Source organism: Bradyrhizobium sp. NAS80.1 (assembly GCF_001908205.1).
Lineage (GTDB): Bacteria > Pseudomonadota > Alphaproteobacteria > Rhizobiales > Xanthobacteraceae > Bradyrhizobium.
Genome location: NZ_LGHL01000056.1, coordinates 1 through 24,558 on the forward strand (window position 1 = coordinate 1; position 24,558 = coordinate 24,558).

Sequence of the window (24,558 nt, forward strand, 5' to 3'; positions counted from 1 at the left end):
AGGTCTGTTGGCGCAGCCTCGTGCAACTGTTCAGGTTGATAGATGGAACGGGCGGGAGACCGAGCCGGCTCACGGCGTCAAGCGCCAAGGACCCAACGGCTTCCCGCCCACCCTATCCTGACAGACTTCCAAGACACAGGGACCCAGGAGGCTACACCGTACAATGCCGCGACGTGGGCCCGGCTCTGCAGCGCACCGCCGAAGGGGCGCTGCGTTGCGTCCGGGGCACGAGAGCGAGGACGACGCGCTCGCTCCCAACGCATCATTGCATTGACGAGATCAAACAAAAACGGAGCCCGCGAGGGCTCCGTTTTTCATTCGCTGTTCGCCACTCGCCATTTGCGAGCTTCGCCTTACCCCAGCCGTCCCGCCGCGTGGGCGAGGAGGGTGTAGACCAGACCCGTTTCCGAGGTCAGGTGGTTGCGCAGCTCCTGCGGGCCGCGGCCGTCGCGGGCGACTTCGTCGAGCAGGCGCTCGAACTCCGCGACATAGCGGTCGACCGTGCCCTTGAAGTTGCGGTCGGCGCGGTACTTGCGGGCCACCTCATCGAAGGCCTTCTGGCCGGCGGGCGTGTAGAGGCGCTTGGTGAAGGCCTTGTTCTCGCCGCGCTGGTAGCGGTCCCACATCTCGGCGGCGAGGTTGCGGTCCATCAGCCGGCCGATGTCGAGCGACAGCGATTCCAGCGGATTGCCGCCACCTTGCGGAGCCTGCGGCTGCGGAGCGGGTGTCGTGCGGCCACGCGGGGCCTCACGGCCGTTCGGAGTACCCTGGTTGGCGTCCGTACGGTTCAGCAGGTCCGAGAGCCAGCCGTCGCGGCTCTGGTCGTTGCCCGCGGGCGCGACCGGCGGAGCTTCGGTGCGGCGCGAGGCCGGCATGCCGAGGTCCGGCGGTGGCAGCGTCGAGGCGCTGCCGGTGTCGCGCATGCGCGTCTCGGTGCTGCGGGCGCCGACGGTCGCGACCATCGGCTCCTCCTGGCGCTGCACGGAGGCGCGGCCCGCCGTGGAGACGTCGAGGCCGCGGCCATGCTGCGCCACGATGCGGTTGAGCTCGGCGAGGGCCTCGATCTGGTCGACGATCACCTTGCGCATCTGCGCAGTGCTCTCGGCGGCCTCCTGCGGCATCTCGAGCACGCCGCGGCGCAGCTCGTTGCGGGTGGCTTCGAGCTCGTTGTGCATCTCGAACGCCATCTGCTTCATGCTGGAGACGAGGTTGGTGAACTTCTCGGTCGACTGCTTGAACATCGCATCCGCCTCGTCGGTGGTCTGGCGGTAGATGTCGTGCATCGCCTCGATGGTCTGGCGGTGCTCCTCCTCGGATGCAGCACGCACCGCCTCGAACTGGCGCGTGATCGCGGAGGAACCTGCGCCGGCGGTTTCCGCCACGACGCGGGCGATGTCGCGGGCACGCTCCTCGGCGGCCGCCAGCGATTCATCGAGCAGGCCGGTGAAGCGCGACAGGCGCTGATCGAGATCGGTCGTACGCAGGTCGATCGTGGTGACGAGCGATTCCAGCGCCTGCTTGCGTTCGGCGAGCGAAGCGGTGGTGTTCTTGTTGCTCTGCTCGACGACCTGCGCGGCATCGACCAGCGCCTTGCCGTGCGCGTCGAACTGGGTCGACAGCTCGCCGAGATCCTGGAGCGCCCGCGTGGTCTTCGTGTTGAAGACGTTGAGCTGTTCTTCCAGGTTCTGCGTCGCCGCGCCGTTGCGCGAGGTGACGTCGTTCATCGCCGAGACGAAGTCGGCGACGCGCGTCACCAGCGCCCGCTCGAGCGAGTTGAGGTTGTCGTGCGCACCGGTCAGCACCTCCTGGAGGAGGATGTTGCCTTCGCGCAGACGCTCGAACAGTGCGACCGTGTCGGTGCGCAGGATCTTGCTGGTCTCCTGCATCTCCGTGACGGCCGCGATCGAGACCTGGCGCGACTGGTCGATCGCCGAACGCGAGGCCTGCTCGAGATCCTTGAGCGACTTGCCGACCGCGCCGGTGGCCATCTCGCTCGCCGCGTTGATGGTGCGGGCAACTTCCGAGCCGTTGCCCATCATCGTCTGCGAGAACGCATGGCCGCGCGCCTCGATCGACTTCAGCGCGTCGGAGGTGACGCGGTCGATGTCGAGCGTGAGCTGGCTGCTCTTGGAGCCGATCGCGTCGACCAGTGCGCCGCGCTTGGCGTCGATCATGTTCGACAGACGGTCGGCCTGCTGCTGCACGTAAGTGACGATCTCGTCGGTCTTGCCGGTCATGGCCTGGCCGAAGCTGCTGCTGGCGGCGAGCACCGAACGCTCGACGTCGGCCGAGCTCGTCTTGACCCGCGAGCTGGCCTCGTTGGAGGCGGTGATCAGCGCGTTCTGGGCGTTGAGCGCGCTGGTCTGAATGTCGTTGGTTGCGTTCGTCGTGGCCGTGCTCAGCGCGCGCTCGATCTCGGTCGAGATCGAGCGGATCTGGCTTGCGGCATCCGCCGACGTCGAGGTCAGCGAGGTCTGCGCCTCACGCGCGCTGTTGAGGATCGTCGAGGCGGTGTCGGCGCCGACCGCAGTCAGCGTGCGCTCGATGTCCGTGGTCAGCGACTTGATCTGGCTCGCCGCGTCGGTCGAGGCGGTGATCAGCGTGCCCTGCGCCTCGCGCACGCCGCTGGTGAGCGCCTCGATGGTGGCGCCGCCGGCGGTCGCCAGCGCGCGCTGCATCTCGGCCGCGAGCGAACGGACCTGACCGGTCTGTTCGGCCGAAACCGTGAGCAGGGTGCTCTGGGCGTCGCGGACGCTGGTGGTGATCGTTTCGGCCGTCGACTGGCCGACCTGCGAGAGCGAACGATGGACTTCGGCCGCGAGCGACTTGACCTGGTTCGCCGCATCCGAGGATGCGGTGACCAGCGTGCTCTGGGCTTCGCGGGCGCCGGCCGTGATGGTCTCGGCCGTCGCGGTGCCCGCCATCGAGAGCGAGCGCTGCATGTCCGAGGACAGCGCCTTGATCTGGTTGGCGGTCTCGCTCGAGGCCGCGATCAGCGCGCTCTGCGCATCGCGGGCGCCGGCGGTGATCGATTCCGCCGTGGTGGTGCCGGCCAGCGACAGCGAGCGCTGCACGTCGGCCGTGAGCGTCTTGACGTGGTTGGCCGCGTCCGAAGAGGCGGTGACGAGCGTGGTCTGCACCTCGCGGGCGCCGGCCAGGATCGAGGCCGCGGTCGCCGAGCCTGCCGCCGACAGCGTGCGTTCGATGTCGGCCGACAGCGCCTTGATCTGGTTGGACGCATCGCCCGAGGCCGCGACCAGCGTCGACTGTGCCTCGCGGGCGCTGGTCAGGATCGAGTTGGCGGCGCCGGTGCCGACCCCGGTCAGCGCGCGCTCGACCTCGGTGGAGGTCATTTTGAGCTGGGCGTTGACGTCGGAGGAGACCGTGATCAGCGACTGCTGGGCGGCGCGCGCACCGGTCTGGATCGTCTCGCTGGTGTTGACGACGAGGTTGGTGAGCGAGCGCTCGGCGTCCTCGACATGCGAGCGGATCGCGGTCGAGATCATCTCGGCACGGGACATCATGTCCTCGCTGGCCTGGCGTCCGCTGCTCTCGATGCGGCCGGCGACGGCCTCGACACGCGAGCCGAGCAGGTCCTCGAACTGCGCCACGCGCACGTCGATGTCGTTGGCGACCGCGCCGACCTTGGTCTCGATGGCCTGGTGGATGTCCTGGAAGCGCGCCGTGACCGTGTCGGTCAGATGCGTGCTGCGGCCGTCGAGAATCTCGGTGACGCCGGTGATGCGGCGGTCGACCGCCTCGATCGCCTGTGCGGTGCCGTCCGTAAGCGTCGAGGTCAGGAGCGAGAGGCGGGTGTCGATCGACTGCACCGCCTGAGTAGCGCCGTTCGTCAGCGCGCTCGTCAGATAGGTGAGGCGGGAGTCGATGGACTCAAGCGCCTGCGACGCGCCGGCCGTCAGCGTCGTCGTGAGGTACGTCAGCCGCGTATCGATCGACTGGATCGTTTGCGACGCGCCGTCGGTCAGCGAGGTCGTGAGATGGTTGAGGCGCGAGTCGATCGAGTCAACGGCCTGCGATGCGCCGTCGGTGATCGACGTCGTGAGGTGGGTGAGGCGGGAGTCGATCGACTGGATCGCCTGCGCGGCACCGTCGGTCAGCGACGTCGAGAGCGTGTTGAGGCGCTCGTCAATCGTCTCGGTCACGGACTTCGCGCGGGTGTCGAACGATTGTTCGAGCGCGCTGACGCGGCCGCCGAACTGGTCGTCGAAAGTCTTGATGTGGCCTTCGATCGTGCTGTCGAGGCCGGCGATCTTGCCGTTCAGCGAGGAGTCGAGGTTGGCGACGCGTTCGCCGACCGTGGTCTCGAACTGCACCAGCCGCTCGTCGAGCGCAGCCGTGATGTCGCCGCCGTTCGCGCTGAAGCGGGTGTCGAAGTTGTCGACATAGGTCTTCAGGCTCTCGGCGATGTCCTGCGTGCGCTGGCCCATGCGCTCGACGATCTCGCCGCCGAACGTCTTCACGGTGCGGTCGAACTCGGAGATATGGCGCGTGATCAGCGCGCCGAGCGTGCCGGAGTCGCGGGCGAACCTCTCGACCAGGTCGCTGCCCTGGTTCTTCACCAGCTCGTCGAAGGCGCTCATCTGCAGCGACAGCGAGTCGTGCGCGGTCTCGGTCTGGCTCACGACCTTGGCGACGAGGGTGTTGACGGTGGCGTCGAGCGCCTCGCTCGCCTTGTCGCCGGACGTCATGATCTGGCCGGCGAGCCGGTTGCCGGCGTCGTCGATCTTGGCGGAGAGGTCGTTGGAGCGCAGCTCGAGCTCGAGCAGCAGCGAGTCCGCCGAGTTCTTCAGGGAGTCGTGCACCTGCTCGGTGCGCTCGGAGATGCCGTCGACGATCACGGCGGAGCGTTGCTCGAACTCGCCGGTGATGCGGTCGATGCGCTCGTTCAGCATCTCGTGGACGCGATCGGCGAGGTCGACGAACTCATCGTGGACGTGGCCGGTCTTGAAGTTGAGGCTCGTGGTCAGCCGCTCGCTGGCGTCGAGCACCGCGCGCGTGGTCTCGTTGCTGGCCTCTTCGAGGCGGTCGAGCAGGTCGCCGCCGCGCTCGCCGAGTGCGAGGATCATGTTGTCGCCGGCGTTGCTCAGCGCGCCGGTGATGTGGGCGCCGCGCTCTTCCAGCGCGCCGGTGATGGACTTGGCGACCTCGTCGACGCGCGAGGCGATCGCGTCCGAGATCAGCGCGATGTCGTGGCGCAGGTCGATCTGCACGCCGGAGATGGCGCTGCGGACCTGCTCGGCCTGGCCGACCAGGTTGTCGCGCTGATGCGCGATGTCCTGGAGCAGGGCGCGGATGCGCACTTCGTTGTCGGAATAGGCGCGTTCGAGCGCCGCGACCTCGTTGGCAACCAGCGTCTCGAGCTCGCCGGCGCGCGCAATCGCGCGCTCGATGCCGTCGCCCATCGCCGCGACCTCGCGGCGGATGGCCTGGCCGACGGTCACCATGGAATCGGAGGCCGAGCCTTCCGGCTCGGAGAAGCGGATCGCGACCTGCGCCATCGCCTGCGCGATCATGCGCATTTCCTGGCCGCGCCAGACCAGGCTCGCGAGGAAGTAGAACAGCATGATTGGCGCGAAGAACATCGCGATCAGGCCGGCGATGACGAGCACGCCGCCGCTCTGGCCCATGGCGGCCTGGATCGAGGGCAGGAATCCGACGGTCAGCGCGGCGCAGGCGGCGAGCCAGACGCCGGCGAAGATGGTGGCGAAGGTATAGACGTTGCGGGCAGGGCGGCCCTTCTGGAGCGCCTGGAGCAACTGGCCGATGGTCTCGCGATCGTCATTGGCGGCGCGGCGCGAAGTGCGCGGCTCCTCGATCGGGTCGAACACCGCCCGTTCGTTGGCAGCGGGGCGCGGCTCGAAGGTTGGCTCGTCAAAGCTCGGGGGGGCCGGCGGCGGCACCGGAGGGGCCGTTTCATTGCGCATCGAGGCGTTGCGGCTGGTATCCGCAGCCGTGTCGCTGATGTTCAGGGCTTCCTGGATCGCAGAAAGCGCCACTTCTGTGGGATCTTTGACCTTTTTGGGAGTGTTCGCCATGTTCAGTCCGAGCCCTCGTTACTCTTACACGCCCCCCGCGAGCCCTGCGCGCCGCGCGAGCCCACAGGCCGGATCATGCCGCTTGCGCGGATCTCCGAGCCGTCCCCACCCGGACGGCTTGTCCGCTAATTTCCGCAACATCCTATTGGCAGAGTGTCGCGAATGAAATGCCTGCGATTAAGACAATCTTAATCATCGTTAACAGGATCGAGCCGTAACGCCTTAGCAATAAATGTAATTTTCCACTGGACTCGTTTGATTGTGGCAACTTCTCGTCAATAAACGGGCAGATTTGCGTAAAACGACCCGAACACTTCGTTAACCATTTTCATGCTTCGGTAGGGGAACCTGACCGCCGGACCGGCGGACCATCGCGCGATGCCGGGGCCTGCGCCATGACGCCTGAACTGCAACGGATGGACTGGATGCCTTCGCCCCCGCTTGCACCCATCGACAGCCCGCTCGACCTCGATCATCTCTCCCGGATGACGCTTGGCGATGCCGAGCTGGAACGGGAGGTGCTCGCGATGTTCGCCGAGCAGGCGGACTGCCTGATCGCGACCATGGCGGCGCTGCCGGCCGAGGCCGGCGCACTCGCGCACAAGCTCAAGGGCTCGGCGCGCGGCATCGGCGCCTTTGCGGTGGCGGATGCCGCAGCCGGTCTCGAGATCGCGATCCGGACCGGCCACAAACGGCCCCACGCCTTCGCCGCGCTGAAAGAGGCGGTGACCGAGGCCCGCGCCGCCATCGAGGCGATCCTAAAGCGCTAGGCCGGTGCCCCCGCCAAAAGGCGGGTAGCTAGTCATTTGTTTTGACGCGTTTTCTTCGCGCGAACCGGGGTCCACTTCGCATCAAAACGCTATGGCGCCGGACTGACCGACCCGTTATAGGACAGCCCAGACCCTCCTTTTACTCCCAACCAGCACCGCGGCAGCACGAGCACACATGGCCAAGATTCACTTTGTCGACCACAAGGGCGAAACCCGCACGGTGGAAATCGAGAACGGCGCAACCGTGATGGAAGCCGCCATCCGCAACAGCGTTCCCGGCATCGAAGCCGAATGCGGCGGCGCCTGTGCCTGCGCAACCTGCCATGTCTATGTCGACGAAGCCTGGCGCGAGAAGGTCGGCAGCCCGACGCCGATGGAAGAGGACATGCTCGACTTCGGCTTCGACGTGCGCCCGAACTCGCGCCTGTCCTGCCAGATCAAGGTCTCCGACGAACTCGATGGGCTCGTGGTGGCGACGCCGGAACGCCAGGCCTGATCTTTTCTACAACTAATATGTGCCGGGCGGCGCGACCTCGATGCCGCGCTTGTGCCAGGGTCTGAGCTTCTCGATCACCTCTACGGTCAGCGGCGCCGGACGCCGCGTCGCCTCGTCGAGCATGACGCCGACCGACGTCGCCGAGGCGATGCACTTGCCTTGCGAAAACACGACCTGCTCGAAGGTCACTGACGTTCGTCCAAGCTTCACCACGCCAAGGCCGAGCTCGATCGTGTTCGGCCAGTGCAGCTCCGCGCGGAAATGGATGTCGAGCCGCACCATGATCCAGGCGAGGCCCGGCGGCGTCAGCCCGTATTCGGGGCTCTTCATCAGCGTGACGCGGCCGGTCTCGAAATAGGTGGCGTAGACAGCGTTGTTGACGTGCTGGTTCGGATCGAGATCGCCGAAGCGCACGTTGTCGCCGAGGCGATAGGGATAGTCCTCCAGGCGCGGCGTCGTATCGAGGCGGCTTGGTGCGTTCACCGATTGATCTCCGTCATATATTTCCTCCTTACAGCTCAGTTATCCTGACCCGGCAAGTGGGCGCGGCCGCGGGGCGCTACCGCTTTTATGCCTTCCCTGATCCATCCCCGTTGGCTAGACAGGCAGGGTCACCTCTGCCCTCCGGGCGCCGTCCAACCGATAACGACCGATAAAGAGACGACATGAGCGACGTGATCAAAACCGATGTGCTGATTATTGGCGCTGGCCCCTGCGGCCTGTTCGCCGCCTTCGAGCTTGGCCTTCTCGACATGAAGGCGCATTTCGTCGACATCCTCGACAAAGTCGGCGGCCAGTGCGCCGAGCTCTATCCGGAAAAGCCGATCTACGACATTCCCGGCATTCCGCGGGTTTCAGGGCAGGGCCTCACCGATGCGCTGATGGAGCAGATCAAGCCGTTCCACCCGACCTTCCATCTCGGCGAGATGGTGGAGACGGTGGAGAAGATCGGCGATCCCCTGTTTCGCTGCACCACCGACGCCGGCAAGGTGTTCGAATGCAAGGTGGTGGTCATCTCGGCCGGTGGCGGTTCGTTCCAGCCCAAACGTCCGCCGGTGCCGGGCATCGAGGCCTATGAAGGAACCTCGGTGCACTACGCCGTCCGCAAGATGGACACGTTCCGTGACAAGAACGTACTGATCGTCGGCGGCGGCGACTCGGCACTCGACTGGACGCTCAACCTGCATCCGCTGGCCAAGCGCATCACGTTGTTGCACCGGCGCGACGATTTTCGTGCCGCGCCCCACAGCGTCGAACAGATGCGCGCGCTGGTGGCCGACGGCAAGATGGATCTACTGATCGGGCAGGTCACCGCGCTCTCCGGCGCCGACGGCAAGCTGACCGGCGCGACCGTGAAGGGCAACGACAACACCGTGACCGAAATTTCCTGCGACACCTTGCTGCCGTTCTTCGGCCTGACCATGAAGCTCGGTCCGGTCGCGAACTGGGGCATTGCGCTGGAGAACAATCTGGTGCCGGTCGAGACCTCCGCGTTCGAGACCAACGTGCCCGGCATCTTCGCGATCGGCGACATCAACACCTATCCCGGCAAGATCAAGCTGATCCTGTGCGGCTTCCACGAGGGCGCGCTGATGGCGCAAAAAGCCCATCGCTACGTCTATCCGGAGAAGCGGCTCGTGTTCCAGTACACGACCTCTTCCTCCAGCCTGCAAAAGAAGCTTGGTGTCAACTGACGGCGGTGGGGCGGGAAGGCGATGCCCCATGTTTCTGGCGCTGGAACCGTTCGCGAAATCGCCGTACTCTGCGGCCATTCCAGTCGTGGCTTAGCAAGGTGATGATAATGCGGAATCTCTTTTCCAGCTTCCGACTGCTCCCGTTCCTCGCGCTCGCGGTGTCGCTTGCGGCGGTGACGCCGTCTGCGGCGCAAACCGGAGAGCCCACGGCTGCGGGCCTCTGGCAAAAGGTCGAAAACGGCAAGACGGTGGGTTGGTTCCTTTTCATCGACCACAACGGAATCTTCGAAGGCGTGATCGCGAAGACCTTCCCGCGGCCCGGCGACGATCCGAACGAGGTCTGCGCCAAGTGCACCGACGATCGCAAGAACGCGCCCGTGCTCGGTATCTCCTTCGTCCGCAACATGAAGCGAGAGGGATTGAAATACGAAGGCGGCAACGTGCTCAATCCGCGCGACGGCAACATCTGGAAGGCCAACATGAAGGTGAGCCCGGACGGCCAGACGCTCACCCTGCGCGGCTATCTCGGCATTTCGCTGCTCGGCAAGGATGAGACCTGGACGCGCCTGCCCGACACCAACCTCGCCCAGGTCGATCCCGCCATCCTCGCCAAATATCTCCCCGCGCAGGCGACCGCCGCGACCAAGCCGCCGCCCGCGATGAAGAAGGGCGGCGCGATGATGGCGCCGGCGCCGAAGCAGTAGGCTGCTTCACCCATAAACCGCTGTCGCGCTCCGGCTTGACCGCCGCATCCGGTACGCCTTGGCTTCCCCGTATCCTCGCGCCGTCTCTGGAATACTGGAACGCCCGCTCCAGTGCGCGCAAGGCTGGTTATGACAGTGGCGTAGCCCGCATGAGCGAAGCGATATGCGGGGCCGCCTTTCCCCGGGTATCGCTGCGCTCACCCGGGCTACTCAGTATGTCCGCGCTTTCTTACAAGGCGCGTAGAACGTGCCGTTGCCGGCAACGACCCGCTCCAGACACTGCCTGGGATCGGTGATCTCGCCGTCGACCTGGAAATAATAGGCCTGCGGCCCCAGGCTCAGGACGTAGTGTCCCGGCGGAAGCTCGAGTTCTCCGGCGTGAAGCTCATACATTTCGGGCTTCCCCGGAATCGGTGACACCCTGAACGGATAGGTGAAGTTGCGGATGACCCCGACGTCGTCTCCGCCACTCAACGTCTTGCCTGCGGCGTCGGTCGAATACTCTCTTGCGATTTTCGCCACCACCCGAACCTCGACGCGCTCCGGGATCATGTTTGCGGCGTCCCGGCGAAACACGATGAATTTGACGCGGCCGTTCGGCAGATGCGGCCGATCGGGCTTCTTGAACTCCGGTGAAATCGCAATGCGCATGTCCGGCGCCATGACGCCGGTCGCATTCAACTCCGCCAGCGACTGATCATTGATCAAGGCGTAGATGCCGTAGTCGGTTGGAAGCACGCGCGTTGGGGGCGGCGCGGCGGGGGCTACCATTTCCGGCTTGGTGACCGTGATCGTTGTCTCCGGCTTGGGCGCAACCTGCGCGATCTCCTGGGTCTGGCGCGAAACCAGTCGGCGCAGCGAGGCGATATTGTCTCGCTGCGCGATGACCAGAACGACCGCGCCGGCGGCGAGCAGGATGGCCCCTGTACGCTTGATCACCGGCCACAACGGACCTGAGGTCATAGACCGCTTGCTGCGGGATATCTCGATGCCCGATCGCAGAACCGTCGTGTCGGCAGGCACCAGATGGCCACCGGCCTCGGCAGCCTTTGACGACGTGAGTTGTTGCGACGGCAAGCGCTCGAGGGGCGCCTCGTCACGCGAGAATTTCTCGACCTCGTCGATTGCGACCTCGAGGGCCCGCTTCATCTGGTCGATGTTCTTGGCATCGGCGTAGGTGAACTGCTCCTGGAGCTTGTAGCGGGCAAGATCGTAGACGAGCTGCCGCCTGAACTCCGGGTCGTCCTTCACCGTCTCGAGCATGCGCGAAATCACGAGCGCAAACTGCACCTCGTTTGCGGGCAAATCGGTCGGATCCTGCTGACCAGGAAGCAAGTCCCTCGAACTCATGGCGCTGACGGTCCGATGCCAGTCACGCCAACACCCAATTCTTCCATTCGAAACAGCTGGTTAAACGATGCAATCGCGTTCGCGGCAGTTTCGTACACGTCCTGACGCTACAAGGAAAGCCTCCGAAAGAGCTGCGGCAAATCGCCGGTGCGCGGGGCGCGAACGCCGTTCGGGACAGCAGTAGTTCCCCGAAAGGCGCGGTGGCGCTGTATTTGCATAGCTGTCGCAAAGCTGCTGGGGGAACGAGTCGCCGACGCCGCGCCTGTCTCTAGACGCGGAAAGCGGACGGCTTTGTCTGTCCCCCGCACGGATGATTTGGCCCGCGGGAACACGAGATGAGACTTGCAAGATTGTGTGCAGCGGCGCTGCTGGGGCTGACGCCGCTTCTGGCGACATCGGCGCTGGCGCGCGACGACGGGCGCTATGCCAACTCGCCGCTAAAGCCGTGGTTCGAGAGCCTGCACAGCGAATATGGGCAATGCTGCTCGGATGCCGACGGCTATGTGGTCGCCGATGTCGATTGGGAATCCGACAAGGGCCATTACCGTGTGCATCTCGACGACGAGTGGGTCGTCGTGCCCGACGGCGCCGTCATCACCGGGCCGAACAGGATCGGCCGCACCATGGTGTGGAAGCACTATATCGACGGCCATCCGCGCGTGCGCTGCTTCATGCCGGGCAGCATGACGTGATGTGCGTGGCCGGACCCGGTAGGCGCATCCCGGAATGACAATGGAGAGACCTAACTAGGTCACCGGCGCCGGATTGAACAGCGTCAGATCGTTGTGGATGCCCCAGCGGTCCGACCACGGCTTTGTGCGGCCGCTGGCAACATCGAGGATCAGGCGGAACAGATCCCAGCCGGTTTCCTCGATCGTCTTCTCGCCGGTGGCGATGCTGCCGGCGTCGAAGTCGATCAGGTCCTTCCAGCGGCGGGCAAGCTCGCTACGGGTCGCGACTTTGATGACGGGCGCAGCCGCAAGGCCGTAGGGCGTGCCGCGCCCGGTGGTGAACACCTGTAGCGTCATGCCGGAGGCAAGCTGGAGCGTGCCGCAGATGAAGTCGGAGGCGGGGGTCGCCGCAAACAACATGCCCTTCTGCGTCGCCTTCTCGCCGGGCGAGAGCACGCCGGTGATCGCGGAGGAGCCGGACTTGACGATCGAGCCAAGCGACTTCTCGACGATGTTGGCAAGGCCGCCCTTCTTGTTGCCGGGCGTGGTGTTGGCGCTGCGGTCTGCGCCGCCGCGGGCGAGATAGGAATCGTACCAGGCCATCTCGCGCACCAGCGCGCGGCCGACGTCCTCGTTGATAGCGCGGCGGGTGAGAAGCTGGATGGCGTCGCGCACCTCGGTGACTTCCGAGAACATCACCGTGGCGCCGGCGCGCACCAAGAGGTCCGCGGCGAAGCCGACCGCGGGGTTGGCGGTGACACCGGAGAAGGCATCGCTGCCGCCGCATTGCAGGCCGATGACGAGATCGGACGCCGGGCAGGTCTCGCGCTTGCGGGTGTTGAGCACCTTCAGGCGCGCCTCGGCCTGGGTCATGATCGCCTCGACGATCGCACCAAAACCGTCAAAGGCTTCGTCCTGCATGCGCACGATGGCATCGCTGACGCCTTCCGGCACCAGCCGTTCTGGCGCAAGCTTCTCGCAGCCGAGGCCGACGACGAGGATCTCGCCGCCGAAGTTCGGGTTGAGGGCGATGTTCTGCAGCGTGCGGATCGGCACGACCGCGTCGGGCGCGGTGATGGCGACGCCGCAACCATAGGCATGCGTCAACGGCACGACGTCGTCGACGTTCGGATATTTTGGCAGCAACTCGGCGCGGATGCGCTTCACTGCATATTCCATCGTGCCCTTGACGCATTGCACGGAGGAGGAGATGCCGAGGATGTTCTTGGTGCCGACCGAGCCGTCGGGGTTGCGATAGCCTTCGAAGGTAAAGCCTTCGAGCGGCGGCAGCGGCGCGGGGACCGCAGTCGAGATTTCGAGCTTGTCGAGGGCAGGGGCCTCCGGCATGCGGATGCGCGCTTCGTCCACCCATTCGCCGGCCGATATTGGCGAGAGCGCGTAACCGATCACTTCGCCATAGCGGATGATCGGTTGATCTTGTGCAATGTCGACCAGCGCCGTCTTGTGCCCTTGCGGCACGAAGGCGCGCAGCGTCAGCCCGCAGGCAAAGCGGGAGCCGGCGGGAAGCCCGAAATCATTGACCACGATCGCGACATTGTCGCGCTCGTTGAGCTTGATGTAGCGGGGCTGCTCTTTCGCCGCGACGTCCTGGTCCATCTGGTGCTCCCCGTGTCAGCCGGGATAGGTATAGGCGGTCTTCACCGTTGTGTAGAACTCGCGCGCATAGGAGCCCTGCTCGCGGGCGCCGTAGCTCGATCCCTTCCGGCCGCCGAACGGCACGTGATAGTCGACGCCGGCGGTCGGCAGATTGACCATCACCATGCCGGCCTCGCTGTTGCGCTTGTAATGCGAGGCGTATTTCAGGCTGCTGGTGCAGATGCCGGAGGCGAGGCCGAACTCGGTGTCGTTGGAGATCGCGAGCGCCTCTTCATAGTTCTTCGCGCGGATGACGGTGGCGACGGGGCCGAAGATTTCCTCACGCGCGATGCGCATGTTGTTATTGGCCTCGGTGAACAGCGCCGGCTGGAGGTAGTAGCCGGGTGTCTCGCGGTTGAGCAACTCGCCGCCCCAGGCAAGCTTTGCGCCTTCGTCCTGGCCGATCTTGAGATAGCGCAGGTCCTGGTCGAGCTGGCTCTGGTCGACCACCGGGCCGATATGCGTGCCGGCCTTGAGCGCGTCGTCCACCGACAGGCCCTTCATGCGCTCGGTCATCGCCGCGACGAAACGGTCGTGGATGCCTTCGGTGACGATCAGGCGGGAGGAGGCGGTGCAGCGCTGGCCCGTGGAGAAATAGGCGCCGTTGACGGCGACCTCGACGGCGGTCTTCAGGTCGGCGTCGTCGAGCACCACCAGCGGATTCTTGCCGCCCATCTCGAGCTGGAACTTCTTCATCGGGTTCGACAGCACGCAGGCCTGCGCGATCTTGCGGCCGGTCTGCACCGAGCCGGTGAACGAGATCGCGGCGACGTCAGGATGCTCAAGCAGTGTCTGGCCCACCACCGAGCCGGCCCCGACGACGAGGTTGAACACGCCGGCCGGAATGCCGGAGCGGGTGATGATCTCGGACAGCGCATGCGCAGAACCGGGCACCAGCTCGGCCGGTTTGAACACCACCGTGTTGCCATAGCAGAGCGCGGGCGCGATCTTCCAGGCGGGGATCGCGATCGGGAAATTCCAAGGCGTGATCATGCCGACGACGCCCATCGGCTCACGCGTGAGCTCGACATCGAGGCCGGGACGGACGGAGGCGCCCTTCTCACCGATCAGGCGCAGCGCCTCGCCGGCGAAGAATGCAAAGATCTGGCCGGCACGCGCGACCTCGCCGATGCCTTCGGGCAGGGTCTTGCCTTCCTCGCGCGCGAGCAGGCGGCCGAGCTCTTCCTTGCGGGTGAGGATCTCGGCCGAGATTTTGTTCAGCGCGTCATAGCGCTCCTGCGGCGTCGAGCGCGCCCAGGCGGGGAAGGCGGCCTTTGCGGCTGCGATCGCCTTCTCGGTCTGCGCCTTGTCGGCCTTGGCGTATTCGCCGACGAGATCGTTGGTGTTGGAGGGGTTGATATTCTTCGTGACGCCGGAGCCGTCGACCCATTCGCCGCCGATGAAGTTCTTCAGGATCGCTGTCATGTTGTCCTCCGAGAAAGTTCGTTTCTAACTTGGGTGCTCCGAGAATGCCCTAGCGCACGAGGCAGGGACGCTTGTCGTCAAAGGTCCAGCCGGGGATCAGGTCCTGCATGGCAATAGCGTCATCGCGCCCGCCAAGTCCATGCTGCTTGTAGAGCTCATGCGCTGCCTCGATGGCGGCGCGGTCGACTTCGATGCCGAGGCCCGGACGATCCGGCACGGCGATCTTGCCGCCCTTGATCTGGAGCGGCTCCCTGGTGAGCGCCTGGCCGTCCTGCCAGATCCAGTGCGTGTCGATCGCGGTGACCTTGCCAGGGGCGGCGGCGCCGACATGGGTGAACATGGCGAGCGAGATGTCGAAATGGTTGTTGGAGTGCGAGCCCCAGGTCAGGCCGTTGTCACGGCAGGTCTGGGCAACGCGCACCGAGCCTTGCATGGTCCAGAAATGGGGATCGGCCAGCGGGATGTCCACCGCTCCCAGGCGCAGCGCATGGGAGAGCTGGCGCCAGTCGGTCGCGATCATGTTGGTCGCGGTGGGTAGGCCGGTAGCACGGCGGAACTCGGCCATGATCTCGCGGCCGGAGAAGCCGCCCTCGGCGCCGCAGGGGTCCTCGGCATAGGCGAGGATGCCGTGCATGTCCTTGCAGAGGCTGACAGCCTCATCGAGCGACCAGGCCCCATTAGGATCAAGCGTGACGCGCGCGCTGGGGAAGCGCCTGGCGATGGCAGAAACGGCCTCGATCTCCTGCTCGCCGCGCAGCACGCCGCCCTTCAGCTTGAAATCGGCGAAGCCGTAGTGATCGTGGGTGGCCTCGGCGAGCCTCACGACCGTCTCAGGTGTCATCGCCTCCTGGTGGCGGAGGTCGAACCATTCAGGCTTGCCAGTCTCGCCCTTGACGTAGTCGAGCTTGCTCTTGCGCCGGTCGCCGACAAAGAAGAGATAGCCGAGCGTCTCGACGCTCTTGCGCTGCTGACCTTCGCCGAGCAGCGCAGCGACCGGAAGGTCGAGATGCTGGCCGAGCAGGTCGAGCAGGGCGGATTCAATCGCGGTGACCGCGTGGATCATGACGCGCAGGTCGAACGTCTGCTTGCCGCGGCCGCCGGCGTCGCGATCGGCAAACTTGGTACGGATGTCGGCGAGGATGTTGTTCATCGCGCCGACGGTCTTGCCGATCACGAGATCGCGGGCGTCGTCGAGTGTCTGCCGGATTTTTTCGCCGCCCGGCACCTCGCCGGCGCCGGTGTGGCCGGCATTGTCGGTCAGGATGACGATGTTGCGGGTGAAGAACGGCGCGTGCGCGCCGCTCAGGTTGAGGAGCATGCTGTCGCGGCCCGCGACCGGGATCACCTGCATCGATGTGACGACCGGTGCGCCAGAAATCTCGGTCTTGGCCATCGCACGCTCCTCCCTGTTGTCTTCTGTTATTCTGCCGCCTGTTGTGTCGATCGTGCGGCGGGCAGCTTTTGCACCAGTGCGGTCAATTCCGCCATCTCCTGCTCGGTGAGGTCGGTGAGCGGCGGACGGACGGGTCCGGAGTCGCGGCCGATGATCTTCATGCCGGCCTTGATGATCGAGACCGCGTAGCCCCTCTTGCGGTTGCGGATCGCGATCAGCGGCAGGATGAAGTCCTTCAGCCCGGCATGGATCGTCTGATGATCGCGCTTGCGCACGGCGGCGTAGAAGTTGGTCGAGAATTCCGGCACGAAGTTGAACACCGCCGAGGAGTAGGTCGTCACGCCCATGTCGAGATAGGGCAGCGCGAAGGTCTCTGCGGTCGGCAAGCCGCCGATATAGGTCAGGCGGTCGCCGAGCTTGGTGTAGACGCGGGTCATCAGCTCGATGTCGCCGATGCCGTCCTTGTAGCCGACGAGGTTCGGGCAACGCTCGGCGAGGCGGGCGAGCGTATCGGGCTGGAGGATGGCGTTGTCTCGGTTGTAGACGATGACGCCGATCTTCACGGAGGCGCAGACCGCCTCGACATGGGCGGCAAGGCCTTCCTGCTCGGAATGGGTGAGGTAGGGCGGCAGCAGCAACAGGCCGTCGGCGCCGGCCTTCTCTGCGCCAACAGCGATCTCGCGCGCGGTGGCGGTGCCGTAGCCGGTGCCGGCGAGCACGGGCACGCGGCCCTTGGTCTCGTCGACGGCGATCTTGACGATCTGCGGGACCTCGGTCGGCGTCAGCGAGAAGAACTCGCCGGTGCCGCCGGCGGCGAACAGGCCGGCAACGTCATAACCACACAGCCAGTCCATGTTGGCGCGGTAGGTCGCCTCGTCGAAGGAGTAGTCGGCCTTGAACGGCGTGACGGGGAAGGACAGGAGGCCAGATCCGATCTTCCGGGCCATTTCCTGCGGGGTCATCTTGCTCATGGGCGCTGCTCCCTTTTTCGGGTGTTGTGGAGGACGCAACGAAAGCCCGCGCGTCCATGCGCCGTGGTTTAGGAGACCGTTTGATGCGCGTCCAAGCCAAAGCCTATATCGACTGATGCGAATTGAGCATCAATCTTCCATTGCCACCGCCGACGACAATTCGCCGGCGATTTTGACGAGGGCCGAGAGCAGCGGATTCTCGTCCTCGCGGCGCCAGACCATGAACAGTTCGACGGGGACGCGCGTGCGCAGTTTCAGGGGCCGCAGCCGCACGTCTGAGATCTTCAGGCTCGCCGCCGCGGCCGGCACGATTGCAAGGCCGAGGCCGGCGCGCACCATGGCCAGGATCGAGTGGATCTGGCTCAGATGCTGGACGTAGCGCGGCAGCACGTCGGCGCGGGTGAACAGCGCCACGAGGAGATCGTGGAAGTAACGGCTCTCATAGGGCGAATACATCACGAAGGGTTGGTCGTCGAAATCCTTGATGGTGATGCTGTCCGCGTTCGCCAAGAGATGCTTCTTCGGGATCGCGGCGAGCAGGGGCTCGGCGACGACGCGGCGGCTCGTGAGCTCGGGGCGCGCGATCGGCGGCCGGAGCAGGCCGGCATCGATCTGGCCGGAGGTCAGCGCCTCGAACTGGTCGCCCGACACCATCTCCTTCAGCGAGAAGTCCACCTCCGGCAGCCTGGCGCGGCAGGCCGCGATGAGCTCGGGCAGGAAGCCGTAGGCCGCGGCGGCGGTGAAGCCGATCTTCAGCGAGCCGGTCTTGCCGAGCGCGATGCGGCGGGCGACTTGCGATGCGCTTTCCGCAAGCTTCAGGATGCGCCGCGCCTCGGGCAGGAAGCTGCGACCGGCCGGGGTGAGGCGCACCGAGCGGCTGGTGCGTTCCAGCAGGGGCGCGTCGATGATGTGCTCGAGCACCTGGATCTGCCGGGACAGCGGCGGCTGGGTCATGTTCAGCCGCGCTGCGGCGCGGCCGAAATGCAATTCCTCCGCCACCGTGACGAAACAGCGGAGCTGGTTGAGGTCGAACATCGATACATGCCTTAGATGAATAAGGCGTTTCCCGGGCACTTCTAGCATCGATCACTCCCAAAACAAATACGGCGGCCGGTGAGCCGCCGTTGAGTTGCCTGGTCAAGCTCCCGCGGGAGCCCTCAGGAGGAACGTTCGAGCACAACCCGCTCGATCTTGCCGACGACCACGAGATAGGCGACCGCGGCCACCAGCGCGTTGATGCCGACGAACACCAGGGCACCGTTGAAGGAGCCGGTCGCGGCCACGATGTAGCCGATCACGATCGGAGTGGTGATCGAGGAGAGATTGCCGAAGGTGTTGAACAGGCCGCCGGAGACGCCGCCGGCTTCCTTCGGCGAAGTGTCGGAGACGACCGCCCAGCCGAGCGCGCCGATGCCCTTGCCGAAGAAGGCGAGCGCCATGAAGCCGACCACCAGCGCCTGGCCGTCGACATAGTTGCAGGCGATGATCGACATCGACAGCAGCATGCCGCCCACGATCGGAATCTTGCGCGCCATGGTCAGCGAGTTCGTCTCGCGCAGGATCGCATCCGAGATGATGCCGCCGAGCACGCCGCCGATGAATCCGCACAGCGCCGGCAGCGTCGCGACGAAGCCTGCTTGCAGGATCGACAGTCCGCGCTCCTTGACGAGGTACACCGGGAACCAGGTCAGGAAGAAATAGGTCAGTGTGTTGATGCAGTACTGGCCGAGATAGACGCCGAGCATCATGCGGTTGGAGAGCAGCTGGCGGATGTGGTCCCATTTGGGCCCGGAGTCCGGCGCACGCTCGTCCTTCGGCGCGTCGAGATCGACCAGCGCGCCACCTTCCCTGATGTAGTCGAACTCGGCCTCGTTGATGCCGGGGTGCTCTTTCGGGCCGTAGACGGTCTTGATCCAGGCGATGCCCATGATGATACCGAGCCCGCCCATCACGAAGAACACGTAGCGCCAGCCGTAATCGTGGGCGATCCAGCCCATCAGCGGCGCGAAGATCACGGTCGCGAAATATTGCCCGGAATTGAAGAAGGCCGATGCGGTGCCGCGCTCATTGCCCGGAAACCAGGCGGCGACGATGCGGGCATTGGCGGGGAAGGAGGGCGCTTCGGCGATGCCGACCAGGAAGCGCAAGCCAAACAGCACGACGATGGCGGTGCCGGCGCTAAAGAAGCCGACCCAGCCCTGCATCATCGTGAAGATCGACCAGACGATGATGCTGAAGGCATAGACGAGGCGCGAGCCGTAGCGGTCGAGCAGCCAGCCGCCCGGCACCTGCGCGATGACATAGGACCAGCCGAACGCAGAGAAGATGTAGCCCATGGCGACGGGATCGAGATGCAGCTCCTTGGAGAGCGCGGGGCCCGCGATCGACAGCGTGGCGCGGTCGGCATAATTGACGGTGGTGACCAGGAACAACATGGTCACGATGAACAGCCTGACGCGAGACCTTCTCACGTCCGCTGCGGACACGACTGCGCTCATCACGCGCCTCCTTGGAACTCGAAATGCTTCCTCACGGCGACTCCTAGAGGCGCGCGCTGCAAAGTGTCCAAGTTGAAGGGAGTATCGATCGATACCGTTTTTGGATTAATGGAACGGCAGGAAGGGGAACGATGGTGAGATCGTGAGAATGCGTGAGCAACGCCCTGCCACGCACACCGCTGTCATTCCCCGCGAAAGCGGGGAATCCAGTACGCCGCGGCTTCTCGAATCAATTGCGTCTGTCACGGAGTACTGGATCGCCCGCCTGCACGGGCGACGACAGGGCCCGTGTGGACGCAGCGTGCGCTACTGCAGCGCGCCCGGCAACAGCGGCGCTAGCACCCCGCGCGTCACGCCCGGCGGCACGGCGTCGAGGCCGAGCACGGCGCTTGCTGCCGGCAGCGTCGCATCCGCCATGGCAGCATGGCCTTCGGCGCTCGGATGTACGGCGCCGCCATAGACGGCGGAGAGCACGCCCCAGGTCGCGTCATGGATGTCGGCCGGCTGGCTCGCGGCCGGCAATCCTTGCGGATAGGTCATTGCGGCGAAGTAGCTGTCGTTGGCATCGCGGATCCAGCGCGCGCGGGGCAGATAGGCGCGATACTCCGAGGCGCCGCGGCCGCACAGCATCGGCTGGCTCGCCGCGCTCACGATGTCCGGATTGAAGCTCTGGCCGTTCTCGGCAAAGCAGGTGCGGTCGAATTCGGGATCGTTGCCCGAATGGGCGCAGAAACCGTGATCGGCGAAAGCCGACTGATGCGCGTCGACGAAGGTCATGCGGTCGGATTCGGGATCGCGGCACATCGCGCCGCGTGTGCAGGTGGCGAGCCCCTTCAGTTGCGGCAGGAACTCGGTATCGACGAAGGTCGAGACGTTGGCGAGGCGCTGCGGATCGGCATTGAACGCGGGATGGATGTCGAAGCCGGCGCGGCCGCCGCGGCAAGGCACGCCGCCGTCGGCGAGTGCAGGATTGGCGTAAGAGACGTAGACGACGTGCGAGAGGTCGCCGCCGACGAGCGGCTTCAGCGCTTCGCGCAGCTTGACGAAATTCTGCGGCAGCTCACGCGCCAGCGCATCGCGGGAATCGTCGACGCTCGCCATAACGCCGGAACGGCGGAACAGCGCCCGCTCGGTCGCTGTATCGACGATCACGTCGGCGACGAGGCCTGAGAAGTAGACGTCGTTGGCGCCGACCGAGAGCAGCACGAGATCGAGCGTGCGGTCCGGCTGGCGCTTCCTGGCGGCGGCGAGCGCCTCGCGCAGCTCGGCGACCTGGGCATTCACGCTGGTGTTGCAGACGCCAGTCTTGCCGGGCGGGCATTCGCGGGCGCGCTGCGAGCCGAGCAATCCGTCGCCGATGCTGGCGCCGGTGCAGGCGAGCGGCAGGTAGGTCACGGCGATGTGGGTGTAGCGCACCGCGAGCGCCAGCGCGGTGCGGGTCTGGTAGCTGTAGAGCGAGCGGTGGCAGGGCGAGTTGAACCAGAGCGCGCTGTAGCGCTGCCAGTTGGCGAGCGTATCCGGCGCCTCGCAAGCGCGCCCGCCCTTGTAGCCGGCGCGGCTCGGCCGGTAGTACTGCGCGCCGGCGGTGCCGAGATAGGAGCGGAAGCAGAAACCTTCGTCCGACAGCGCCAGCGGCCGGTCCGGATTGCCTTCGCCGGAGGCGATGCTGTCGCCGAGGCCGGCGATGAAGATGTCGCGGACCTGAATCTCGGTCTGCACGCGTTGGGTCGGATCGGAGCCGGCGGAGACATCCACGGTCGCGACCGTCTGCTTGCCGTAGCGGACGCGCAGATTGACCGGCTCGGCGCAGTCGAAGGTCGATTGTTGCGGCCCGTCGCCGTCGTCGAACGACCAGGCGCAGGTGGCGCCGACCGGTACCGCACCGGTCAGGCGCACGGTAACGGGGTGGTCGATCGGGGTGATGTAGTTTTCCTTGACGTTGTCGCGGGTGCAGGGTTGGTTGACCCGCCCCTGGAGGTCGATGCAGAGCCGGTTGACCATGTTACGGGCCCAGCCGCGGCCCTCGCTCTGCAGCTCCAGCGACTGCTCGGCGGCGAGGATGCTGCGGTTACGCGCATTCTCGACATGAAGCAGGAAGTCGCGCTCCTCCCGGAACAGCCGGAAGCGGTTGCGCACCTCCCAATTGATCTGCATGGCGCCGGCGTCCTGCGCTGCGGCGGGCTCGGGCGGCAAAGCGGTCAAAAGCCCGGCAAGCAGCAGGGCGCCTGCAGACAAGGTGCGAAGGGATGTTCGGATCATGGCCCGCGTCTTCAACGGCAAAGTTGAGGCGGAAATAAGAGAGGATTGCTCCCCCGCCCGCAACCTTTGTCTGACGCCTAAAGCGCAATGAATGTTCATCGCGCTTTAGCTTATTGTATGGGCATGATCTCCGCGCAAACGCGTTCCGCGTTTGTCGCGAGGGAAAACCACTTCACACTTTGCGCTAACGCGGCCCTTCGGGTCCGGATCATGCTTCAGCGCTTGCTGGCGTGCCGTAGCGACCGTTCGCGCTCCATCGGAGTCACCTGCTTGGGCAGGTTGCCCTGCGCGCAGGCCTCCGCCAGCCGCCGCCGCTCCTGCCAGGGCTTGACCACGTTCATCCAGAGCTCGCGCGTTCCCATGATGGAGATGGCGACACCGAACGGGATCACGAAATAGAGGATGCGGAACACCAGAAGCGTCGCCAGAAGCTGCTCGCGACCGAATTCCGGCAGCGCGACCAGCATGGCGGCGTCGAACACGCCGATCGAGCCAGGCGCGTGGCTGGCGAAGCCGATCAGCGTCGCCAGGATGAACACCACCGCCAGTGACATGAAGTCGATCGGCGGATTGGCCGGCATCAGCAGGTACATCGCCATGGCGCAAAAGCCGAGGTCGACCACACCGATGAGGATCTGCACCAGCGTCAGCGGCGCCGAGGGTAGCACCACCTTCCAGCCCTTCTGGCCAAGCTCGCGGCGCTTCTCGCCCATGCAGAGCCAGACCAGATAGGCGCCGATCGAGGCGAGGCCGCCGACCGCGATCAGCCGGTTGATCGACGAGGGGAGCTGATCCATGTAGGAGGCGGCATCGGGATGGATCGCCATGCCGATCGAGAGCACGAAGATGTTACCGAGCCAGAAGGTCAGGCCCGACAGGAAGCAGATTTTGGCGACGTCGATCGCGTTGAGCCCGTAGTCCGAATAGATCCGGAAACGGATCGCGCCGCCGGTAAAGACGGTGGCACCGATGTTGTGGCCGATCGAATAGGACGTGAAGCTGGACAGCGCTGCGATGCGATAGGGCACGTGCTTCTTGCCAATCGTTCGCAGTGCAAAAAAGTCGTAGAAAGTCAGCGTACAGAACGCGAAGAACACGCAAATCGCCGCCAAGCCGATGCTGCCGCGGGGAATCTCGGTCAACGCAGTGAGGATGACGCTAGTATCGATGCCCTTGAGCGTTCGCACAAGCGTTGTGACCGCGAAGGCTATGATGAAGACGCTCGCGGCAAGTCCGAGCCGTCGCCAGCCGATCCATCTCTTGAAGCCGCGCTTCAGCGCTGGCAGCAGTCCGTGCATTCATCCTCCCGGCAGGGGGCAAAACCGATCCGGCCCGGCATTGGCCAGTCGGATACGATCAGTGCCAAAAGTAAAGCGTCGATCTGTAGCTTTGATCAAGCTCATTTAAGGCAAAAACAGCGGCTTGTGCAGCCCTTGACAAGGGTGGGGTCTGCGTCGAACCGGCCGGTTTTGTCATACGCGGTTCACATCGGACGCGCGTTAAGCATAAGAGTCGTGAGACGGGCTCGCATCGCACGTCCGTATGTTGACAAGATTTCATGTTCTGGCGCCGCCGGCATTGTTCCAGCGCAAGAGATGCGGGGCTTTTTGGAACGCCGATGCCGCGCGCTCGTTAGCGGCCTATCAGCAATCAAACATGGCGGAACAGCGGCTTTTCGTGCAAGCCAGTGCCGACGTGTTCCCGAAACCCGACAGGATCGGAACGATGGACTGTTCGCAAAGGACATCAAGACCGTGAACGACCTGTTCGTGCACCAGCTCCAGGACATCTACTATCCGAGCAGCAGCTCACCAAGGCGCTGCCGAAACTGGCAGATGAGGCCGCCGATCCGCAGCTGAAGCAGGGCTTTTGACGCACCTTGAAGAAACGAAACGCCACGCCACGCGACTCGAGGAAGTCTTCTGGATGCATGAGGAAAAGAAGGCGACCGACGAGAAGCTGACGACGCTCGCCGAGAGAAAGGTGAATTTGCGCGCGGCGAGCTGAGGCGAAACGTAGCGACGACGAAGGCGCCGCGCGGTTATCAGCGCGGCGCTTGCATGTCGGCATTCATCATTCGGTCATTGTCGAAGCATGATGGCGGGCCGAAGGCGTATGTTCTGCATGGGGCTGCAACCGAGGTGGCGGCATGCGAGTGAACACCATCAAATATGAAACCTTCGACGAGACGGCCGCAGTGCCGACTGCCGACTCGCGTCTTGCAACCTCCCTCACGCTCGCCGCGATGAGTCTCGGCTACGGCGTGGTGCAGCTCGATGTCACCATCGTCAATACCGCGCTCGATGCGATGGGCCGGACGCTCGGCGGCGGCGTCGCCGAGTTGCAATGGGTCGTCAGCGCCTACACCATTGCGTTTGCCGCCTTCATCCTGACAGCCGGTGCGCTTGGCGACCGGATCGGCGCCAAGCGCGTCTTCATGGCGGGGTTCGCCATCTTCACCGCAGCCTCGCTTGCCTGCGCGCTGTCGCCGAATGCAATAGTGCTGATCGGCGCACGGCTGGTCCAGGGACTGGCGGCGGCGATCCTAGTGCCGAACTCGCTGGCGCTGCTCAATCATGCCTTTGCGGATGCACGCGCGCGCGGCCGCGCCGTCG

The 24,558-nt window shown here is 65.1% G+C and carries 17 protein-coding genes and 1 pseudogene; 7 read left to right on the forward strand and 11 right to left on the reverse strand.

Going from position 1 to position 24,558, the window contains the following annotated elements:
- Positions 1-353 precede the first annotated feature (353 nt).
- Positions 354-6,056: an apolipoprotein A-IV repeat region-like domain-containing protein gene (locus AC629_RS14375; protein WP_084805379.1), complete on the reverse strand. Its 5,703-nt coding sequence runs from the start codon at positions 6,054-6,056 to the stop codon at positions 354-356.
- A gap of 425 nt (positions 6,057-6,481) precedes the next feature.
- On the opposite strand from AC629_RS14375, the gene AC629_RS14380 reads away from it, so the two are divergent.
- Together AC629_RS14380 and AC629_RS14385 are read left to right on the forward strand one after the other, a co-directional pair.
- Positions 6,482-6,826 (forward strand): Hpt domain-containing protein, encoded by a 345-nt coding sequence (locus AC629_RS14380; RefSeq protein WP_084805392.1) that lies wholly within the window; start codon positions 6,482-6,484, stop codon positions 6,824-6,826.
- Between the two features lie 175 nt (positions 6,827-7,001).
- Complete coding sequence (locus AC629_RS14385; protein ID WP_074121684.1) at positions 7,002-7,322, forward strand: 2Fe-2S iron-sulfur cluster-binding protein; 321 nt, start codon at positions 7,002-7,004, stop codon at positions 7,320-7,322.
- 12 nt (positions 7,323-7,334) lie between these two features.
- On the opposite strand, the gene AC629_RS14390 is transcribed toward AC629_RS14385, so the two are convergent.
- Positions 7,335-7,805: an acyl-CoA thioesterase gene (locus tag AC629_RS14390; protein WP_084805380.1), complete on the reverse strand. Its 471-nt coding sequence runs from the start codon at positions 7,803-7,805 to the stop codon at positions 7,335-7,337.
- 182 nt (positions 7,806-7,987) lie between these two features.
- Between AC629_RS14390 and AC629_RS14395 the strand changes: the two genes are divergently transcribed.
- The gene (locus AC629_RS14395; RefSeq protein ID WP_084805381.1) at positions 7,988-9,016 is read left to right on the forward strand and encodes an NAD(P)/FAD-dependent oxidoreductase; all 1,029 of its coding nucleotides are present in this window, start codon (positions 7,988-7,990) and stop codon (positions 9,014-9,016) included.
- Between the two features lie 107 nt (positions 9,017-9,123).
- Positions 9,124-9,720 (forward strand): DUF2147 domain-containing protein, encoded by a 597-nt coding sequence (locus AC629_RS14400; protein WP_084805382.1) that lies wholly within the window; start codon positions 9,124-9,126, stop codon positions 9,718-9,720.
- Positions 9,721-9,930: 210 nt separating this feature from the next.
- On the opposite strand, the gene AC629_RS14405 is transcribed toward AC629_RS14400, so the two are convergent.
- Positions 9,931-11,070: a hypothetical protein gene (locus AC629_RS14405; protein ID WP_084805383.1), complete on the reverse strand. Its 1,140-nt coding sequence runs from the start codon at positions 11,068-11,070 to the stop codon at positions 9,931-9,933.
- Between the two features lie 335 nt (positions 11,071-11,405).
- Between AC629_RS14405 and AC629_RS14410 the strand changes: the two genes are divergently transcribed.
- Positions 11,406-11,762 carry a hypothetical protein gene (locus tag AC629_RS14410; protein WP_084805384.1) on the forward strand — a complete coding sequence of 119 codons (357 nt, stop codon included), beginning with the start codon at positions 11,406-11,408 and terminating at the stop codon, positions 11,760-11,762.
- A 54-nt stretch (positions 11,763-11,816) separates the two neighbouring features.
- Here AC629_RS14410 and garD read toward each other — a convergent pair whose 3' ends face one another.
- The 8 genes from garD to AC629_RS14450 all read right to left on the reverse strand — a co-directional run bounded on the left by garD (position 11,817) and on the right by AC629_RS14450 (position 23,241).
- A complete protein-coding gene (gene garD, locus AC629_RS14415) occupies positions 11,817-13,358 on the reverse strand; it encodes a galactarate dehydratase (RefSeq protein ID WP_084805385.1) in 1,542 nt (513 codons plus the stop codon).
- A gap of 15 nt (positions 13,359-13,373) precedes the next feature.
- Positions 13,374-14,822 carry an aldehyde dehydrogenase family protein gene (locus AC629_RS14420; RefSeq protein WP_084805386.1) on the reverse strand — a complete coding sequence of 483 codons (1,449 nt, stop codon included), beginning with the start codon at positions 14,820-14,822 and terminating at the stop codon, positions 13,374-13,376.
- Positions 14,823-14,871: 49 nt separating this feature from the next.
- Positions 14,872-16,215: a glucarate dehydratase gene (gene gudD, locus AC629_RS14425; RefSeq protein ID WP_084805387.1), complete on the reverse strand. Its 1,344-nt coding sequence runs from the start codon at positions 16,213-16,215 to the stop codon at positions 14,872-14,874.
- Positions 16,216-16,241: 26 nt separating this feature from the next.
- Entirely contained in the window at positions 16,242-17,186 is a 945-nt protein-coding gene (gene kdgD / locus AC629_RS14430) for a 5-dehydro-4-deoxyglucarate dehydratase (protein WP_084805388.1), read from the reverse strand.
- 129 nt (positions 17,187-17,315) lie between these two features.
- Complete coding sequence (locus AC629_RS14435) at positions 17,316-18,221, reverse strand: LysR family transcriptional regulator (protein ID WP_084805389.1); 906 nt, start codon at positions 18,219-18,221, stop codon at positions 17,316-17,318.
- A 122-nt stretch (positions 18,222-18,343) separates the two neighbouring features.
- Positions 18,344-19,684, reverse strand: a complete 1,341-nt coding sequence (locus AC629_RS14440; RefSeq protein ID WP_084805390.1) for an MFS transporter — start codon at positions 19,682-19,684, stop codon at positions 18,344-18,346.
- A gap of 306 nt (positions 19,685-19,990) precedes the next feature.
- Positions 19,991-21,943 (reverse strand): SGNH/GDSL hydrolase family protein, encoded by a 1,953-nt coding sequence (locus tag AC629_RS14445; RefSeq protein ID WP_084805393.1) that lies wholly within the window; start codon positions 21,941-21,943, stop codon positions 19,991-19,993.
- A 215-nt stretch (positions 21,944-22,158) separates the two neighbouring features.
- Positions 22,159-23,241 (reverse strand): lysylphosphatidylglycerol synthase transmembrane domain-containing protein, encoded by a 1,083-nt coding sequence (locus AC629_RS14450; RefSeq protein ID WP_084805391.1) that lies wholly within the window; start codon positions 23,239-23,241, stop codon positions 22,159-22,161.
- A 432-nt stretch (positions 23,242-23,673) separates the two neighbouring features.
- Here AC629_RS14450 and AC629_RS14455 point away from each other — a divergent pair.
- Together AC629_RS14455 and AC629_RS14460 are read left to right on the forward strand one after the other, a co-directional pair.
- Positions 23,674-23,875 (forward strand): annotated as a pseudogene (locus AC629_RS14455) (YciE/YciF ferroxidase family protein); the annotation flags it as partial.
- 217 nt (positions 23,876-24,092) lie between these two features.
- A partial coding sequence (locus tag AC629_RS14460) for an MFS transporter (RefSeq protein ID WP_143199135.1) occupies positions 24,093-24,558 on the forward strand: 466 nt, incomplete at its 3' end.

What these genes read in the sequence shown, in the direction of transcription:
- AC629_RS14395 (WP_084805381.1), top strand. Translation starts at nt 7,988, where the DNA reads ATGAGCGACGTGATCAAAACCGATGTGCTGATTATTGGCGCTGGCCCC.
- AC629_RS14440 (WP_084805390.1), bottom strand. Translation starts at nt 19,684, where the DNA reads ATGAGCGCAGTCGTGTCCGCAGCGGACGTGAGAAGGTCTCGCGTCAGG.
- AC629_RS14375 (WP_084805379.1), bottom strand. Translation starts at nt 6,056, where the DNA reads ATGGCGAACACTCCCAAAAAGGTCAAAGATCCCACAGAAGTGGCGCTT.
- gudD (WP_084805387.1), bottom strand. Translation starts at nt 16,215, where the DNA reads ATGGCCAAGACCGAGATTTCTGGCGCACCGGTCGTCACATCGATGCAG.
- AC629_RS14410 (WP_084805384.1), top strand. Translation starts at nt 11,406, where the DNA reads ATGAGACTTGCAAGATTGTGTGCAGCGGCGCTGCTGGGGCTGACGCCG.
- garD (WP_084805385.1), bottom strand. Translation starts at nt 13,358, where the DNA reads ATGGACCAGGACGTCGCGGCGAAAGAGCAGCCCCGCTACATCAAGCTC.
- AC629_RS14400 (WP_084805382.1), top strand. Translation starts at nt 9,124, where the DNA reads ATGCGGAATCTCTTTTCCAGCTTCCGACTGCTCCCGTTCCTCGCGCTC.
- AC629_RS14435 (WP_084805389.1), bottom strand. Translation starts at nt 18,221, where the DNA reads ATGTTCGACCTCAACCAGCTCCGCTGTTTCGTCACGGTGGCGGAGGAA.
- AC629_RS14445 (WP_084805393.1), bottom strand. Translation starts at nt 21,943, where the DNA reads ATGATCCGAACATCCCTTCGCACCTTGTCTGCAGGCGCCCTGCTGCTT.
- AC629_RS14420 (WP_084805386.1), bottom strand. Translation starts at nt 14,822, where the DNA reads ATGACAGCGATCCTGAAGAACTTCATCGGCGGCGAATGGGTCGACGGC.
- AC629_RS14380 (WP_084805392.1), top strand. Translation starts at nt 6,482, where the DNA reads ATGCCTTCGCCCCCGCTTGCACCCATCGACAGCCCGCTCGACCTCGAT.
- kdgD (WP_084805388.1), bottom strand. Translation starts at nt 17,186, where the DNA reads ATGAGCAAGATGACCCCGCAGGAAATGGCCCGGAAGATCGGATCTGGC.
- AC629_RS14385 (WP_074121684.1), top strand. Translation starts at nt 7,002, where the DNA reads ATGGCCAAGATTCACTTTGTCGACCACAAGGGCGAAACCCGCACGGTG.
- AC629_RS14450 (WP_084805391.1), bottom strand. Translation starts at nt 23,241, where the DNA reads ATGCACGGACTGCTGCCAGCGCTGAAGCGCGGCTTCAAGAGATGGATC.
- AC629_RS14405 (WP_084805383.1), bottom strand. Translation starts at nt 11,070, where the DNA reads ATGAGTTCGAGGGACTTGCTTCCTGGTCAGCAGGATCCGACCGATTTG.